14 protein-coding genes are annotated in these 16,011 nt (G+C 75.7%); 3 read left to right on the top strand and 11 right to left on the bottom strand.

Going from position 1 to position 16,011, the window contains the following annotated elements; genetic code table 11:
• Nucleotides 1–882, bottom strand: an 882-nt coding sequence (locus ACH5AR_RS33200; protein ID WP_396305248.1) for a hypothetical protein, incomplete at its 3' end; no start/stop codon positions are given.
• Between the two features lie 587 nt (nt 883–1,469).
• Here ACH5AR_RS33200 and ACH5AR_RS33195 point away from each other — a divergent pair.
• Nucleotides 1,470–2,270 carry a hypothetical protein gene (locus tag ACH5AR_RS33195; protein WP_396305247.1) on the top strand — a complete coding sequence of 267 codons (801 nt, stop codon included), beginning with the start codon at nt 1,470–1,472 and terminating at the stop codon, nt 2,268–2,270.
• Nucleotides 2,271–2,587: 317 nt separating this feature from the next.
• Here the strand turns inward: ACH5AR_RS33195 and ACH5AR_RS33190 are convergent, their stop codons facing one another.
• From ACH5AR_RS33190 to ACH5AR_RS33160, 7 genes are all read right to left on the bottom strand, one after another.
• Nucleotides 2,588–3,211 carry a GNAT family N-acetyltransferase gene (locus tag ACH5AR_RS33190; protein WP_396305246.1) on the bottom strand — a complete coding sequence of 208 codons (624 nt, stop codon included), beginning with the start codon at nt 3,209–3,211 and terminating at the stop codon, nt 2,588–2,590.
• Between the two features lie 156 nt (nt 3,212–3,367).
• A complete protein-coding gene (locus ACH5AR_RS33185) occupies nt 3,368–4,168 on the bottom strand; it encodes an aminoglycoside N(3)-acetyltransferase (protein ID WP_396305245.1) in 801 nt (266 codons plus the stop codon).
• Nucleotides 4,169–4,744: 576 nt separating this feature from the next.
• Nucleotides 4,745–7,309, bottom strand: coding sequence for an ABC transporter permease (locus ACH5AR_RS33180; RefSeq protein WP_396305244.1), 2,565 nt, complete (start codon nt 7,307–7,309; stop codon nt 4,745–4,747).
• 137 nt (nt 7,310–7,446) lie between these two features.
• On the bottom strand, nt 7,447–8,235 hold the full coding sequence (locus tag ACH5AR_RS33175) for an ABC transporter ATP-binding protein (RefSeq protein WP_396305256.1): 789 nt from the start codon (nt 8,233–8,235) through the stop codon (nt 7,447–7,449).
• 157 nt (nt 8,236–8,392) lie between these two features.
• Complete coding sequence (locus tag ACH5AR_RS33170) at nt 8,393–9,664, bottom strand: sensor histidine kinase (RefSeq protein WP_396305243.1); 1,272 nt, start codon at nt 9,662–9,664, stop codon at nt 8,393–8,395.
• 5 nt (nt 9,665–9,669) lie between these two features.
• Nucleotides 9,670–10,443, bottom strand: a complete 774-nt coding sequence (gene cseB, locus ACH5AR_RS33165; RefSeq protein ID WP_396305242.1) for a two-component system response regulator CseB — start codon at nt 10,441–10,443, stop codon at nt 9,670–9,672.
• 687 nt (nt 10,444–11,130) lie between these two features.
• Nucleotides 11,131–11,556 carry an NUDIX domain-containing protein gene (locus tag ACH5AR_RS33160; protein ID WP_396305241.1) on the bottom strand — a complete coding sequence of 142 codons (426 nt, stop codon included), beginning with the start codon at nt 11,554–11,556 and terminating at the stop codon, nt 11,131–11,133.
• A gap of 101 nt (nt 11,557–11,657) precedes the next feature.
• Here ACH5AR_RS33160 and ACH5AR_RS33155 point away from each other — a divergent pair, with 101 nt between their 5' ends.
• Nucleotides 11,658–12,545, top strand: coding sequence for a Rieske 2Fe-2S domain-containing protein (locus ACH5AR_RS33155; RefSeq protein ID WP_396305240.1), 888 nt, complete (start codon nt 11,658–11,660; stop codon nt 12,543–12,545).
• A gap of 217 nt (nt 12,546–12,762) precedes the next feature.
• On the opposite strand, the gene ACH5AR_RS33150 is transcribed toward ACH5AR_RS33155, so the two are convergent.
• The 3 genes from ACH5AR_RS33150 to ACH5AR_RS33140 form a co-directional block, all read right to left on the bottom strand.
• Nucleotides 12,763–13,773 carry an iron-containing redox enzyme family protein gene (locus tag ACH5AR_RS33150; protein ID WP_396305239.1) on the bottom strand — a complete coding sequence of 337 codons (1,011 nt, stop codon included), beginning with the start codon at nt 13,771–13,773 and terminating at the stop codon, nt 12,763–12,765.
• Nucleotides 13,770–14,075 carry a hypothetical protein gene (locus tag ACH5AR_RS33145; protein WP_396305238.1) on the bottom strand — a complete coding sequence of 102 codons (306 nt, stop codon included), beginning with the start codon at nt 14,073–14,075 and terminating at the stop codon, nt 13,770–13,772. The genes ACH5AR_RS33150 and ACH5AR_RS33145 overlap by 4 nt, the downstream gene beginning before the upstream one ends.
• Before the next feature lie 137 nt (nt 14,076–14,212).
• Nucleotides 14,213–14,770, bottom strand: coding sequence for an ATP-binding protein (locus ACH5AR_RS33140; RefSeq protein ID WP_396305237.1), 558 nt, complete (start codon nt 14,768–14,770; stop codon nt 14,213–14,215).
• A 128-nt stretch (nt 14,771–14,898) separates the two neighbouring features.
• On the opposite strand from ACH5AR_RS33140, the gene ACH5AR_RS33135 reads away from it, so the two are divergent.
• Nucleotides 14,899–16,008 carry a PHP domain-containing protein gene (locus ACH5AR_RS33135; protein ID WP_396305236.1) on the top strand — a complete coding sequence of 370 codons (1,110 nt, stop codon included), beginning with the start codon at nt 14,899–14,901 and terminating at the stop codon, nt 16,006–16,008.
• The last annotated feature ends 3 nt before the right edge of the window (nt 16,009–16,011 follow it).

Genomic DNA, 16,011 nt, shown 5'->3' with positions numbered 1-16,011 from the left:
GCCCGAGCCGGTGGAGGTGAGGGCGTTGCATTCGGCCGGGTCGATGATGGCGTGGGCGCTCACCGCGTACGTCTGCGGACAGTCACCCGCCCCGGGAGGCGTGACGACGATCCCGATCGTGCCGTCGGCCGGGTGGCCGTCCGCGCGGCCCGGTTCTCCGGTGACCCGGGTCTCCGGGACGCGCAGGCCCGAGCCGGTGGAGGTGAGGGCGTTGCATTCGGCCGGGTCGATGATGGCGTGGGCGCTCACCGCGTACGTCTGCGGACAGTCACCCGCCCCGGGTCGGGTGACGCTGACGCCGATGGTCCCGTTGGCGGGGTGGCCGCCGACCGGGCCCGGGACGCCGGTGACGTGGGTCTCGGGGACGCGCAGGCCCGCCCTGGTGGAGGTGAGGGCGTTGCAGTCGGTCGGATCGATGATGGCGTGGGCGCCGACCGTGTAGACCTGGGGGCAGTCGCCGGCCGCGGGCGGCACGATGACGACGCCGATCGTCCCGTCGGCCGGGTCGCCGCCCGCGCAGCCCGCTTCTCCGGCGACGCGGGTCTCCGGGACGCGCAGGCCCGCCCTGGTCGAGGTGAGGGCGTTGCATTCGGCCGGGTCGATGATGGCGTGGGCGCCGACCGTGTAGACCTGGGGGCAGTCGCCGGCCGCGGGCGGCACGACGACGACGCCGATCGTCCCGTCGGCCGGGTCGCCGCCCGCGCAGCCCGCTTCTCCGGCGACCCGGGTCTCCGGGACTCGCAGGCCCGCCTCGGTGCAGGTGAGGGCGTTGCAGTCGGCCGGATCGACGATCACCTCGGCTTTGAGCGGGTCGGCGGCGTTGGCGTTGCCGGTCAACGCGATGCAGTCGCTGTCGGCGAATCGCCTCTGGGCAGGGGACATGGCGCACACTCCCGGTGCTGGTGTCGTTGTGGGCGAACGTCAGCTCCGCCACGACTGCCCGGGCCCCACTCCTCCCGGCACTGCTTCGGCAACCGTGACGAACTAGTGCCCAAGCCGCTCGACGCCTTCGCCCGACCGCGCTGCGGCTCAACCGCCGGGGTGCGAATCACCCCGCCGGTGAATTACCCGTACGGCCCATCAGGAAAGACAGATTGAATCCGAACGAGTGAATAATATTTTAAAGTGTTATTTCGTGTACAAGGTGATATTTCGACGCGGCCCACGCATCGGTCCTGACCATGGCTGATGGCGAGGCGGACGGCTGCCGACCGGCAACCCAGGGCGGCAATTTTCGCCCCATTTCCCGTCCGGCGGGAAATAGGTCAGGAGAGGTCCGTGATCGCTTTTCGTGGGGCGGGAAAAGGATTCTATCCGTCCAGGAGATTCGGCCGACACCACGGGCGCAGGAGGATGGGTTGGATAGCCCTGATCCCACATAGGGACTCGTACAGAAAGGGGGCGAGACGTCCAGACACCGTCGCCCTGGACCGGCGGGGTGGTGGGCCGCTGTCTGGGATACTGGGGGCATGACTGACACGGGGGGTCGGGAAGGTGTGCGCGAGGGGCGGCGGAGGGGGCTGGTCGCTGCCGCCATCTCCCTCGGGGCGCTGGGGACCGGTGTCGCCCACACCGTCCGGCCGGACCTGAAGATCGACGGTGCGACGCTGGTCCTGGCCGCGATAGCCGTGGTCCCTTGGCTGGGCGACCTCTTCGAGAGCATCGAACTGCCCGGGGGCGCCAAGTTCCAGTACCGGCAGCTGCAGGAACGTGTGGAAGCGGTCGAACAGCAGGCCGCGGAGGCCCGGCAGGCGGGGGACGACGCGAGCCGCCAGGCCCGTGTCGCCCTGGCGGTCGGCGGCGAGGGCATTCCCAGTGCCGCCGCGGAGGAGGAAGTCGGCCGTCTCGTCGACGAGTTCACGGCCCTGCGGCGCACTGAGCCGTCGGGGCCGGCGCGGACCTACCGTCAGGAACTGCTCTTCGCCGAGCTGGCCAGACTCACACCACTGGTGGACGGCTACGACACCGCCTCCGCGCTCGCCTCGTCCGACGGCGGGACCCGGCTGGCGGCCTACGCCCGCCTGTATGCCCGGCCGGAGGAGGAGTTCCTGCCGGCACTCGTCGAGGCGGCGGTCTCCGAGGAACTCGCGTTCAACCAGTACTGGGCCTTCCATGCGGTCGGTTCGATCGTCGACGCCGTCGGGTCGGGGAACGTGCGGCTCGACACGGTGAGACGCCTGCGCGCGTGCCTTCCCCTGCTCCCCCAGGGCAGCGACCGCGTCCGGGCGCTGACGGCAGTCCTCAGACGGCTCGATGGCCCGGCGCGCTGACCACGGCCCCGGCGGCGCTGTGCCAGAACTCGGGCATCCGTCACCTCCCTCGCGTCGTACCACGAGGCCCACCGGACCGGGCCGTCGCCGTCGCGCGAACGAGGTTATCGGCCCCACCGGCACCAGACGGCCGGGTGGAGCCGCAGGCTCCCGGGCGCGAGCACCCGCCCCTTCCCCGGCCCGGCGGCCAAGCCTCGGTCTCGGACCCGGCCAGGCCGCTGCCGGTGCGTCGCCGTCGCCGCAGGCGTCACCCCGCCCGCCCGGGACCGTGGTCCCGGGCGGGCGGCGGGCCCTCCGGGCCCAACGGCGGCCGGTGATCAGCGCGTTCGCGTCGGCCCCTGGCCGGGGTTCCTGCGCAGGCACCAGATACGGGGGCCGCCCTCGGGCAGGGGTACCTCGGCGGTGACCTCGAAGCCGAGGCGCTCGTAGAACGCGACGTTGCGTTCCGTGGAGGTCTCCAGGAACGCCGGGTACCCCTCGCGCGCGGCTGCCTCGATGCCGGAGGCCAGCACCCGGCTGCCGAGGCCACGCCCCTGGGCTTCGGGGGCGACGGCGACCGTGTTGAGGAACCACGCCGGCTCCTCTGGCCGGTGGGGCTCGACGGCCTGCTCCGCGACCTCGTAGGCGGCTGCCCGGTGGCCGGCGAGGTCGCCGAGCAGCGCGCCGATCCCTTCGAAGGCGGGCGACGGGTCCTGGTCCGGGGTGCTCCAGGCGGCGACGGCGCGGCCCTCGTCTGCGACCCATACGCGCCCGTACGGTATCCCGATGCGGGTCAGGCAGAGCTCCTGGAAGCGCCGGATCCGCTCCTCGTGGCCGTCGGCCGCGATCACGTGCCGGATGTAGGGGTCGCCGGTGAAGGCCCGGGTGAGAGTGTCGACCGCGGTGGGGACGTCGGTGTCGGCGATGGGGCGGACGGCGGGGAGGTTCTGGTGCTGCGGCATGGGGGTCCTTGGAGATGTCGGGGCGGTCCGGGAGGACCGGGTGCGGCTGACGGGTTGTCTGCCGTTGACGGTCTCCCCGCCCTGCGGCGGGCGTCGAGGCCGGAGGTTCGGTGACGTCTGCCGTACCGCCACCCGCCTCGCGGGCTCCGCTGCCCCTCACTGGCAGGACCGGTGCTCCGTCAACCAGACCTCGGCGAACGCGACGGCGTCGGGCAGGGCGAAGAGGCGGCATTGCGCCGCCCCCACCGTGCCGCGTCCCACCGGATGCGTCTGCTCGAAGGCTTCGCCCAGAGCGCCGAAATCGTCGGCGCTGACCGAGACGTCACGTACGGTGCTCCACTTCCGGCCCTGCGGCGACATGACCGCGAAGGAGTTGTCGGCCCGGGGAGAGGAGATCCGGTACTCGGCCAGGTGGAAAGCCGTGCATGTCTCGAAGCCCACGCCGAGGAGGAGGACCCGGGCTCCCGCCTCCTCCAGACGGGCCAACGGGCTGTGCTCGCCGAACATGCAGTCCAGGGCGTGGCCGTCCACGATTTCGGCGGCACGGGGGCCGATCGCGGCGAAGGAGGTCTGCGGGTGGGCACTGCGCAGGGCGCCCGGCCAGGTACGGACGGTTTCGGGGATGACGCCGACGCCGCTGGTGCGTGTGGTGTGCGGGTCGTACGGCGGCGTCGATGCCCGGATGTCCGCCCACCACGACTCGGGGACGGGCGGGTTCCCCCAGCCCGCGGGATCCGAGTTGTCCGAGGTCTGCGTCGGCACCACGAGCGTCCCGTCCTCGCCGAGCACGTCGAGCAGCGCCTGGACGACGGCGACGGGACCCCCGCAGACCCAGCCGAACGACCTCAGGGAGGAGTGCACGAGCACGGTCTCGCCGGAGCGAAGGCCGAGGTCACGCAGCCCGGTGGCGAGGGACGGACGTGTACACAGCGGGCCGGCAGGAGGCTTCTGGGACATGGTCAGCAAGTGTGTGTGGTCTCCCGCATACGCACCACTGGTTTTCGACGAAGTTCCTCGCCGGACTCGCAGCCTTCGGAAAACACCTTCATGCCCACCGCTCGCGCTGTCGACGAACACGCCGAACGGGGCAGGGCCCGGGCGGGGTCGCGGAAGACGACCCGTTGCCGCAACCACGACGCCCAGCAGGCGGACGAGGCGAAAACGGTCCGCTTCGAAGCCCTCGACTCGGAGTCCTCGCCGAGGAGTACGTGGTGCGCGACGCCCGCCCGTTCCGTCGGCGTCCGGAGACCGGGTCTGTCAGAAAGCCGCGAATGGTTGGCGCACCCTGAACCCAACGCCACAGCCCAGGACGTATCCGCCCGGCGCGCGGGGGACTACTCTCCCTTCGGCAGCCGACCGCCCGGGCCCGGGGCCGCGCGATCGGCGCGGGTCTCCGGGCAGCGAGCGGACGGCATCGGTGCCCCGGACAGGCTCCGGGGCACCGACGGAGGACGGCGAGGAGGCTCTCGACGCGGCCGCCTGCGCTGTCGGCTCGGTTGCGGGCGAGCGGCGCGGCGGGTCGCGGGCCCTGCGTCACTTCTCCGCGACGGCCTCCAGCGGGCTCAGGGCGGCCGCCCGGCGGGCCGGGACGGCTGCCGCGACCGCGCCGATCGCCAGGGACACCAGGCACACGAGGAGCAGCGTCCCCCAGGGCAGCGCCAGGGAGTACCGCGCCACCGCGCCGTTGGCCAGCGAGCCGACCGCCCAGGCGCCGAACAGTCCGCTCGCCAGGCCGAGGAGCGTGCCGAACGCGGCGACGGTCACCGACTCCAGGCGGACCATCCGGCGGATGCCGGTGCGGTCCATGCCGACGGCTCGCAGCACGCCGATCTCGCGGGTGCGTTCCGCCACCGACATGGCCAGGGTGTTCACGATGCCGAGTGCGGAGATCACGGCGCCGATGGCGAGCAGCCCGTACATCAGGGTCAGCAGGTCGCCCATGGCACCGGCGGCCTCGTCGACGAGCTCCTGCCGGTCCTTCACCTGGAGCAGCGGGCTGTTGCCCGTGGCGGCGCGCAGTCGGTCCGCGGTGGCCTTCGGGGCCGCGCCGCTGTCGGTGCGGACGAGGATCCGCTGGACGGAGCCGGGCTTGAAGCCATTCTGCTGCACCTCGGCGCGGGCCCCCAGGGCGTCGTGGGCGGTGGGGTTGTCCTGGTAGACGCCGACGACGGTGTAGGGCCTGGTGTCCTGGCCGTAGCCCATCCGGGCGTCGAGCCGGCCGCCCGCGCTCACGCCCTGCTCCCGGGCGACGGTGCTGGAGACGGCGATCCGGCCCGGTCCGAGGCCCTTCAGGGAGCCGCTGACGAAGTCGAGCTTCATGACGGAGTCCACCGTGTCGGGGTCGACGCCGGAGATCTGCCGGGCGGAGCCGCCGACGGTCAGGACGGAGTCGGCGACGGCGCTCGCCGTCCGCACCCCCGAGGTGTCGGCCACCCGCTGGACGGCGGCCGGGTCGATGGCGGTCGTGGTGGTGCGGGTGGTGATCACGTAGTCGGCGGTGAGGCCGGCCGCGGCCTGACGGTCGAGGGCCCGCCCGGTGGAGTCGCCGATGACGGCGAGCCCGGCGACCAGTGCGGTGCTGACGATCAGGGCGGAGGCAGTGGCCGCGGTGCGCCGAGGGTCCCGCAGCGCGTTCTCGCGGGCGAGCCGGCCGGGGATCCCGAAGCGGCCGGTCAGCCGTCCGCTCAGCCGGATCACGGGGGCGGCGAGCAGCGGCGCCAGTACCACCACGGCGATGACGAGGAGGGCGCAGCCGCACATCGCGCTTCGCAGGTTCTCCTCGGAGGCGTCCCCGGCCCCCGTGAGCGACACCAGCAGCCCGGCGCCGAGGCCGAGCAGGGCCAGCCCGACCGCGCCGCGGACCCGGGACCGGCTGGCGGACGGCGGCTGCCCGGCCGAGCGCATCGCCTCGACGGGGGCGATCTTCGCCGCCCTGCGGGACGGCAGCCAGGCGGCGAGGACCGTGACTCCCACGCCCACGCCGAGCGCTGCCGCGACGGGCCGCGGGCCGATCACCAGGGGGCCGTGGGGCAGGGCGTCCTGGGGGGTGCTCAGGATGTCGGGCAGGACGGCGGCGATGCCGAGGCCGAGCAGGTAGCCGGCCGCCGACGCGGCGAGGCCGACCAGGACGGCCTCCCAGAGGACGGAGCGGACCACCTGGCGGCGCGAGGCGCCGATCGCCCGCAGCAGCGCGATCTCGCGGGTGCGCCGGGTGACGAGCATGGTGAAGGTGTTGACGATGAGGAACGATCCGATGAACAGCGCGACCCCGGCGAAGACCTTCGGCATCTTCTGGTAGCCCCGGGTCCGCAGGTCCACGCTGGCGGCCTGCCGGGCGGCCTGGGCGGCGCCGGTGGTGGCCTCGGCCCGGTGGGCCGGGAGGACGGCGGTGACCCGCTCGGAGAGCTCGGACTGGCCGGTGCCGGGCGTGGCGGACAGGTCGATCGAGGTGTAGTGGCCCGGGGACGCGAAGAGCCGCTGGGCGGTCTCCTTGTCGAACAGGGTGAGGGTGCCGCCGGTGGTCACCCGCGTGTCCCTGGTGGTGACGATGCCCACGAGGCGCTTCGTCATGACCTGGTCGCCGGTGGCCAGCGTGACCCGGTCGCCGATGCCGAACCGGCCGGCGGCGGCGGTGGCGCTGTCCACGGCGAGTTCGTCGCCGTCGCGGGGGGCTCGGCCCCGGGCCAGCGGGTAGCGGCTGTCCTTGCCGTCGCTGCCCGGCGTGTAGGCGGCGGCCAGGTTCGCCCACGCCCGGCCGGCGCGCAGCGGGGTGCCGTCCGCGGCGTTCAGGGTCGCCGAGCCGTCGGCGCCGGGCCGTACGGCGGCGACACCGGGCACATTCGCCAGCTTCCGTGCGAGCGCGTCGTCGAGCGCTGCGGCTCCTTCGTCCGCGGCGGCCCCGGGCCGGGGCGCTTTCGGGGTCACGGTGACGGCGGTGTCCGCGAAGTTCTTCGACGCGGCGGCGCGGTAGGCCGCGGCGGAGGAGTCCGCGAAGACGAGGGTGCCGCAGACGAACGCGACCCCTAGGCAGACCGCGAGGACGGTCATGGCCAGACGGGCCTTGTGCGCCAGGACGTTGCGCAGGGCTGTTCTCAGCATGGGCGGCTTTCGGGAGCGTGGGATGCGGGTAGGTGCGCCGCGGGCCCGTGGGGACGGGTGGCGGGGCCGGCGGGCGCGAGCGGCATGCGGGCCGACGGGTGCGAGCGGGACGCGGGCCGGTGCCGGCTGAGGCCGGGTCAGGTGGTGCGGGAGCGGGCGTCGAAGCCCTTCATCCGGTCCAGGACCCGGTCCGGGGCGGGGTGTGCCATCTCGTCGACCAGGCGGCCGTCGGAGAGGAAGACCACGCGGTCGGCGAAGCCCGCGGCGACCGGGTCGTGGGTGACCATGACGACGCTCTGGCCCAGTTCCCGCACCGAGTCGCGCAGGAAGCCGAGGACCTCGGTCCCCGCCCGGGAGTCGAGGTTGCCGGTGGGCTCGTCGCCGAAGACGATCGCGGGGCGGGAGACCAGCGCGCGGGCCACCGCGACGCGCTGCTGCTGCCCGCCGGACAACTGTCCGGGCCGGTGGTCCAGCCGCTGGGAGAGACCGACCATGGAGACCACGCGGTCCAGCCACCGCCGGTCGGGGCGGCGTCCGGCGATGGTCAGCGGCAGCGTGATGTTCTCCAGCGCGGTCAGCGTCGGCAGCAGGTTGAACGCCTGGAAGACGAAGCCGATCCGGTCGCGGCGCAGCGCGGTGAGCTGCCGGTCGTCGAGCGTGCTCAGTTCGGTGGTGCCGACGCGGACGGAGCCGGAGCTGACCGAGTCGAGCCCGGCGAGGCAGTGCATCAGGGTGGACTTGCCGCAGCCGGAGGGGCCCATGATCGCGGTGAACTCGCCCTCGCGGAAGGCGATGTCGACCCGGTCCAGGGCCACCACGCGGGTGTCGCCGCTGCCGTAGACCTTCGACAGGCCGGTGGCGGCGGCCGCGATCCCGGTCGTCGGGTGCGGGGGGTGCGGCGGGTGCGGGGCGAAGGGTTCGGCGATCACGGGGGTTCCTCTTCGGGTGCGGGGTGCGGGGTGCAGGTGCACTCCGAAGGGTGTCCGGGGAACGTATCGGGCCCTGGGCCGCCGTGTATCGGTGCCCGCGCCGCTCTGTATCACTTCCGTAGGGGCGGGCCCGGCTCCGAACGGGCGGGGAGGGTCAGCCCGGCAGGCGCAGGGTGGCGACGGCGCCGCCGTCCGGGGCGTTGTCCAGGCTCAGCTCGGCGCCGAGGACCTGGGCTTGGCCCAGCGCGATGGTCAGGCCCAGGCCGTGGCCCGCCCCCCGGCCCGCCGCATCCGTGTGGAAGCGGCGCGGGCCGTCGCGCAGCAGGTCCGCGGGGAAGCCGGGGCCGTGGTCGCGCACGCTGACCGTCCGGTCCCCGACGGTGACCTCGACCGGGGCACGCCCGTGCCGGTGGGCGTTGACGACCAGGTTGCCGACGATCCGCTCAAGGCGGCGCGGGTCGGTCTCCACGGCCGCCGCGGGCCCGGCGGTCGGCGCGTTCCCCGCGCCGCTGCCCGTGACCGACGCGGCGAGTCCGGTGCGCGCCACGGCCTCGGCGACGACGGCATCGAGCGGCACCCGGGTGCGGACCGGCTGTTCGACTCCCGCGTCGAGCCGGGAGATCTCCAGCAGGTCCTCGACCAGGCCGCGCAGGTCGCGCACCCGGGCCCGCAGCAGGTCCTCCGTCTCACCGGCCGGCAGCAGGTCGGCGGCGGCCAGCAGACCGCCGACGGGGGTGCGCAGTTCGTGGGCCACGTCCGCGGTGAACCGGCGCTCGGCGCGCAGCCGCCGGCCGAGGCTGTCGGCCATGAGGTCCACGGTGGCGGCGATGTCGGCCACCTCGTCGCGCCCCGTGGTGGGCCCGGTCCGGGCATCCAGGTCGCCGGCGGAGATCCGGCCCGCGGTCTCGGAGACCCGCCGCAGCCGGCGGCCGACCAGCCCGGCCCCGTACACCGCCACCGGGACGGCCGCCGCGAGCGCGACCAGCGAGGCCACCGCCATGCTCGCGTCCAGTCGGCGCAGCCCGTGGAGCTCCCCGCTCATGTTGGCCCGGACGGCCAGCACCGGGCTGCCCGGGCCGCCGACCCGCTGGGCGGCCCAGACGCTCGGCCCCAGGTTCCCGTCGACGCGCCCGTCGTAGGCCGTGTGCCGGTCGCCGTCGGCCGGGTGGCGCAGCGCGGCGGGCAGCTCGGCGGGATCGAGCTCGGCGCCGCCGGTCAGCGTTCCGGTGCGCCGGTAGGCATCCACGGCCGAGTACACGGTGTTGAAGGCGCGCGCTTCGGCCCGGTCGCGGATGTCCTGCGCCGTCCACAGGTGCACCAGCACGCTCACCGCCACCGCCACCAGGCACGCGGTGGCGGCGGCCAGCGCGGCGATCTTCCAGCGCAGGGGCACGCGGGCGGGCCGCAGCCGGTGGAACGGGCGCACCGGCCTCAGCGCCTGAACTTGTAGCCGAAGCCGCGGACCGTCTCGATCCGCTCCCGGCCCACCTTCCTGCGCAGCCGCTGCACGCACAGGTCCACGACGCGGCTGTCGCCGTCCCAGCCGTACTCCCAGACGTTGCGCAGCAGGGTGTGCCGCTCCAGCACGAGGCCCGGGTGGGCGGCGAACTCCAGCAGCAGCTTCAGCTCGGTCGGGGTCAGCGCCACCGGGCTTCCGGAGACGGTCACCTCCATGCCGCCGGTGTCGATGGCCAGGTCCCCGAAGACCAGCAGGTCTCCCCCGGGCGGCGGCCCCTCGCCCGCGGCGGGCCCGGGGCCTGCGGCGGGCCCGAGGCCCGGGGCGGGCGAGGGGCCCGGGGCAGGCGGGTAGGTCGCCCGCCGCAGCAGCGAGCGGATGCGCGCCACGAGTACGTAGGTGTCCACGGGTTTGACCACGTAGTCGTCCGCCCCGGCCTCCAGGCCGGCGACGACGTCGAGCCCCTCCCCGCGGGCGGACATCATCAGGATCGGCACCAGGCTGGTCTCCCGGACCCTGCGGCACAGGCCGATCCCGTCCAGACCGGGCAGCATCACGTCCAGGATCAGCAGGTCGAAGCTGTCGTCGCGGAAGAGCTCCAGCCCCCCGAGGCCGTCCTGCGCGGTCTCGACCCGGTAGCCGTAGCGCTCCAGGGCGACGGCGAAGGAACGGCGCATCAGGTCGTCGTCCTCCACCAGGAGCACGCGGACCGGGCGCGCAGAGGCCGGAGCCGGGGCGGACGGGGACACGGGGAAAGACTCCTGTTCGGACGGGCCGGGTGAGGCACCGGTCCCCCGTGCGCTCACGCACGGCCGGCGACCCGGAAGGAACGATACGGCAGGCGCACCGGACGCGACGACCGCGTCGCACGACGGACCGGCGGCACCCCTTCAGCGGCCCTCCGTCCGAGAACGCGCAGGTGGGACCGGGTCGCGCGGCCCGGGCGGCCCCGGGCCCGGGGCCGCCCGGCTCGCTCCGGGCCCCTCACCGCCGGGGGCAGGCGCACCGGTTCGACGGACGACGGAGCGCTCCCTGATACCCACCGGATACAAACCCGCCGCCCGGCGGCGCCGCGCCGTCGGTCGGGCGAAGGCCCGGCGCCCAGCCTCCGGCAGGGGCCTGCTCGACGGGGGCGCCGGTGGCGACCGTGACGGGCGCGGCGGCGGGGGCCGCGCAGCAGCCCCCGTCGGTGTCCTGCCGGGTGCCGGGCCGGCCGAAGCGGCCCGCGCCGCCGCAGACGCCGGTTCCGCGGAGGGTGGGCTCTCGGGGTGGGGGAGCTCGCCGCGCGGTGGGCGCGGTGTCCACCCGGGCCGTGTCCGCGGGGGTGGTCGAGCACCCCCGCCACGTCCACCCCGCCGCCCGTGCTGCTGCCGGCGGCGAGGTCAGGCGGCCGGACGGCACGGGGCAGCGGGCGGACACGGGTGGGGCCGGGGCCGTCACGCGGGCGGCCAGCCGTGGTGGACCAGGCCGCCCGGGTCGGTGAGGGCACCGCGGATGCCGGCGGCCGGGTACGGGATCAGGTCGTCGGGCAGGCCGTCCTCGGTGAACCAGCGCAGGTCCAGGCACTTGTCGGGCTCGCGGTTGGCCGGCTCCCCCTGCCACTCGGCGGCGAGGTAGAACAGCCCGAGGCGCAGGGTCGCCGGGTCCTGGCGGTGCAGGACGGTGTAGGCGAGGCGCAGGTGGGCCGGGGCGACGGCGATGCCGGTCTCCTCCGCCAGTTCGCGGGCGGCGCCGTCGGCGGGCTTCTCGCCGGGGTCGAGCTTGCCGCTGGGGGCGTGCCCCTGGCCGTAGCCGTACGGGCCGCCGCGCTGGGACGGCAGGACCTTGCCGTCCGGGGTGCGCAGGACGACGTGGACGTCCACGACGGGGAGCGGGGCGGGAGCTGTCCCAGGTCCGGGCCTGCCCCCATGGCCCGTCCGCCGTCGCGGGTTTGCCGGTGCCGCGCGCGGCTAGCCGCTCCGGTATGGAAAACACACCCCTGCACACCCGCCGGTGGTCCCGCCGACTGCGCCGGGCCCTGGACGCACCGGAGCGCTGGGAGGCCCTGGACGCCCCGGCCCAACGGATCGCCGCAGCGGTCGAGGCCCTCCCCCTCGGGCCGTACCGGGACGCCCTGCACGGCGTCTGGCTCGGCCACCCGCTCCACCCCGCGATGGTGCAGCTGCCGGTCGGGTTCTGGACGTCCGCCGCCGTGCTGGACTTCTTCCCGGGCGCGCGCCGGCCCGCCGACGCCCTGGTGGCGGCCGGGCTGCTGACCGCCGCGCCCACCGCGCTCAGCGGCTGGGTGGACTGGGCCCGGCTCGACCCGCCGCGCCGCCGCACCGGCCTGGTGCACGCGCTCGGCAACACCACCGGCCTGCTGCTGTACGCGGGCTCGCTCGTGGCCCGCTGCAAGGGGCACCGGGGCCGCGGCCGACTGCTCGGCCTGGCCGGGGCGGCCACCGTCTCGGCCGCGGCCTCGCTCGGCGGGCACCTGGCCTACCGGCAGGCCGCCGGGCCCGACCGGGCCGCCGCCGTGCCCCGGCTGGCGCCCGCGGACTGGGTCGCCATCGGCGAGGTCGAGGACTTCCCGGAGGGGACGCCCGTGCGGGCGACGGCCGGTGAACTGGCCGTGGTCGTGGTCCGCGAGGGCCAGGACTGCCATGTCCTGGCGGAACGCTGCACCCACCTGTCCGGGCCGCTGTCCGAGGGCGAACTGGTCGATGGCTGCCTGCGCTGCCCGTGGCACGGCAGCACGTTCCGGCTGCGGGACGGCGAGGTGGTGTGCGGCCCGGCCACCGCGCCCCAGCCGGTCCTGGAGACCCGGATCCTCTCCGGACACCTGGAGATCCGGCTGCCGGGCGCCGGCTGACCGCCCGCCCGGACACGCACGCACCGGGCCCCGAGCCGGTCCCTCCGGCTCGGGGCCCGCCGTCCGGCAGGGCCGCCGCCGCGCCCCGGACGCCACCCGCCGACTCGGTCGGCCTCGGGCCGGTGGAGGACGTCCCCACCGGACGCCCGGGCGCGCGACGACCGCTCGGGCCCGCCGTGGTGACCGGGCACGCAGCACCACCGCGGGCGCGCCCGCCTCAGGCCCAGGCGCCCCGGCCGTCGTCCTCCGCCAGCGGTGAGCGCAGCGAGCTGCGACCTGCCCGCCAGTGGTCCATCAGGTGGTCCGCGAAGCGCCCGTCGACCACCCCGGCCGCGGCGATGCCGAACGCCACGTCCCGGGCCGTCCGCGGCTCGGCGGCGACCAGTTCCTCGACGACCCCGCGGCGCACCAGCTGCTCGTGGACGGCGTCCGCCTCGACGTGCTCGCGGTAGAAGAGGGTGCCGTCCGGGCCGCCGCCGAGCCGTTCCAGGGCGGCCGCGAGCCGGGCCGAGCCGGGAGAGGAGGTGATCTCGACGGTGGCGAAGTGGCCGACGGCCGCACCGACGAGCGCCCGGTGCAGGCCGAAGAGCGTCATCAGGTTGACCACCGCCAGGGTCGGCGCCGGGACGAGGTCGAGGTAGTGCCCGTACTCGGGGTCGAGGCCGAAGGCGGCCATCATCCGGGCGAACAGCAGGGCGTGCGCCCGGTCCGGTCGCCCGGCGCCGTACTCGTCGTAGAGGATCGCCGTCAGCACCGCCTGCGCGGACCCGTGGATCCTCGGCAGCATCCACAGCTGCGGGTCCGCCTCCTTGAGGTGGTAGACGGAGCGGTGCACCAGGTACTCGCGGGCGTGCCGGCGCTCGCCCTCGGCCCGCAGGAAGTACGAGGGCCCGGTGCCGTCGGTCGGCTCCGTGAGCAGGGCCTCCAGCGCCTCCGGCAGGGGCGGCACGGGCTCCGCCTCCGCGCGCACCGCGGCCAGGAACGCCCGCTCCAACTCACGCCGGAGCCCGAGGAGTTCGGGCTCCCACTCCCAGCCGTCCGAGACTCCCGGCAGCCCTCGGCCGTGGAGTTCGTAGCACAGGTGCAGGGCCAGCTGGTGGTCCTCGCCCCACGGGTCGTCGAACGGTCCGGGCGGCGTGAGCAGCCGGCCCGCTCCGGGCGGTCCGGAGGTCAACAGCGCCAGGACGGCCGCCGACAGCGGACCGCGCGGGGCGGGCAGCGCGCTCACCCTTCCTCCCGGCGGCCGTCGGCGCAGGCGCAGAGCACCGCGAAGGCGATGGTCAGGGTCAGGGCCCAGCAGCCCGTGAAGATCCACAGGAACGGTGCCTCGCTCGTTCCCAGGCCCGCCGCGAGCAGGCCCAGCGACAGCAGCACGAGCGCCAGGACGGTCCGCGGCCGCACGCCGCGCAGCACCTCCCAGGCCCGGCCGCGCAGCCGGAGCCCGAGGATGCGCAGCCGCAGCTCCAGGACACGGTCCCGGTGCAGCCCCCGTTCGATCCCGCGCAGCTCGGCCTGCTCACGCCCGTCCATCCGTCCGCTCCTCACAACGTCGGTCCCCCGTGGTCCGCGGCTGCGGCTACCCCGGATCCGCGAGCGCTAACGCCGGTGGCGGACCGGGGCCCGGCGGCCGGGGTGCGCGCCCGCGGCGGCTCGGCGGGCCCGGCCGGTCACGGGGTGCGCCCGCGGCGGCTCGGCGGGCGCGGCGGGAGCGCGACCTCCAGCCAGACCACCTTGCCCCCGTCCTCGGGCACGCAGCCCCACGCCCCCGCCAGCCGCTCCACCACCCGCAGGCCCTGGCGCCCCGGACGGCCCGGGTCGGGGTGCCGGCGCAGCTGCGGCAGCACCGGGCTGGCGTCCGAGACCTCCGCCCGCAACCGGCGGCCGTTCCAGCGCAGCCGCAGCTCGGCCGGCCCGGCCCGGGTGTGCAGGCAGGCGTTGGTGACCAGTTCGGCGACCATCAGCAGGACGTCCTCGGCCACCGCCAGCCGTTCCTCGTCCGGGGCCGGCAGCCAGTGCCAGGACCACAGGGCGTCCCGGCTGAAGTCACGGCCCGCCCGCACGGCGCCGGCCCGGCCGGAGAACACGAACCGCTTGGTCTCGTCCGGCCTCGGCCCCGCGAAGGGCACGTCGGCGCAGGGCGCCGACCCGCCGGGGGGCACCGCCCCGCCGCCCGGGCCCGCCCCACCGATCGGCCCCGGCAGCCGCACGCGCCGGAAGCGGTCCATCCCGGCCTCCTCACCCGGTCCGGGCTCCCGAACCGGTCCTGCCGGGCGCCTGCCCGGAGGGGGCCCGGCTACACGCTCCGTGGCGGGGGCGGCGATTGGAACGGCCGGTGCCCGGCAAGACGCCCGGCATGCCGACCGACGCACCGGGCCCGCGCCCCGCACCCTCCGTGACCGCCCCGCCGCACGGCGGGGAGGGCGCCCCGGACCCGGCCCGGGCCCTGCGGCGGATCGCCTTCCTCCTGGAGTGGCAGGGCGCCTCGCCCTACCGGGTCCGGGCGTTCCACACGGCCGCCGAGGCCGTCCGCGGCCTGCCGCCCGGCCCGGTGGACGCCGAGCGGGCGCGCCGCCTGCCGGGTGTCGGGCCGGTCACCTCCGAGGTGATCGCCCAGGCCTCGACCGGCCGGACACCGCCCTACCTGGCCCGGCTGGAGGAGCAGGCCGGGCCGGCCGCGGCGGCCGGATGGGCCCTGGCGGCGGCGGCCCGGGGCGACTGCCACCTGCACTCCGACTGGTCCGACGGCGGCCACCCGTTCGAGGAGATGGCCGCCGCCGCCCGCGACCTCGGGCACGACTGGGCGGTGCTCACCGACCACTCCCCGCGGCTGACCGTCGCGCACGGGCTCAGTCCCGAACGCCTGGAGGAGCAGCTCGACGCCGTCGCGGCGTGGAACGCCCGCAACGGCCCGTTCCGGCTGCTGACCGGGATCGAGTGCGACATCCTGGAGGACGGCTCCCTCGACCAGCGGCCCGAGCTCCTCGACCGGCTCGACCTGGTGGTGGCCTCCGTGCACTCGAAGCTGCGCTCCGAGCCGGGGCCGATGACCGCCCGGATGCTGGCCGCCGTCCGCCACCCCCGCACGAACGTCCTGGGGCACTGCACCGGGCGGATCATCACCGGCCGCGGCCGCCCGCCGTCCGGCTTCGACGCCGAGGAGGTCTTCACCGCCTGCGCCGCGAGCGGGACGGCGGTGGAGGTCAACTGCCGCCCCGAGCGCCGCGACCCGCCCGACGACCTGCTGCGCCTGGCCGCCGAGGCGGGCTGCCTGTTCGCCGTCGACACGGACGCCCACGCGCCCGACCAACTCCACTGGCTCACCTCCGGCTACGCCCGTACGGCGCGCCTCGGCCTCGGGCCCGAGCGGCTGGTCACCACCTGGACGCGCGAGCGGCTGCTGGAGTGGACGGGAGGGCCCCGTGGGGCGGAAAGGCCCCGCAGGACGGGAAGGCCCCGCGCCTGATCG

The sequence above is a fragment of the Kitasatospora sp. NPDC018619 genome, assembly GCF_044391605.1.
In the GTDB taxonomy this organism is placed as follows: Bacteria; Actinomycetota; Actinomycetes; order Streptomycetales; family Streptomycetaceae; genus Kitasatospora.
Note: the sequence above shows the minus strand (reverse complement) of the source record. Positions and strands in the feature narration are given on the sequence as shown.

What these genes read in the sequence shown, in the direction of transcription:
- ACH5AR_RS33140 (WP_396305237.1), bottom strand. Translation starts at nt 14,770, where the DNA reads ATGGACCGCTTCCGGCGCGTGCGGCTGCCGGGGCCGATCGGTGGGGCG.
- ACH5AR_RS33145 (WP_396305238.1), bottom strand. Translation starts at nt 14,075, where the DNA reads ATGGACGGGCGTGAGCAGGCCGAGCTGCGCGGGATCGAACGGGGGCTG.
- ACH5AR_RS33180 (WP_396305244.1), bottom strand. Translation starts at nt 7,309, where the DNA reads ATGCTGAGAACAGCCCTGCGCAACGTCCTGGCGCACAAGGCCCGTCTG.
- ACH5AR_RS33135 (WP_396305236.1), top strand. Translation starts at nt 14,899, where the DNA reads ATGCCGACCGACGCACCGGGCCCGCGCCCCGCACCCTCCGTGACCGCC.
- ACH5AR_RS33190 (WP_396305246.1), bottom strand. Translation starts at nt 3,211, where the DNA reads ATGCCGCAGCACCAGAACCTCCCCGCCGTCCGCCCCATCGCCGACACC.
- ACH5AR_RS33185 (WP_396305245.1), bottom strand. Translation starts at nt 4,168, where the DNA reads ATGTCCCAGAAGCCTCCTGCCGGCCCGCTGTGTACACGTCCGTCCCTC.
- ACH5AR_RS33195 (WP_396305247.1), top strand. Translation starts at nt 1,470, where the DNA reads ATGACTGACACGGGGGGTCGGGAAGGTGTGCGCGAGGGGCGGCGGAGG.
- ACH5AR_RS33155 (WP_396305240.1), top strand. Translation starts at nt 11,658, where the DNA reads ATGGAAAACACACCCCTGCACACCCGCCGGTGGTCCCGCCGACTGCGC.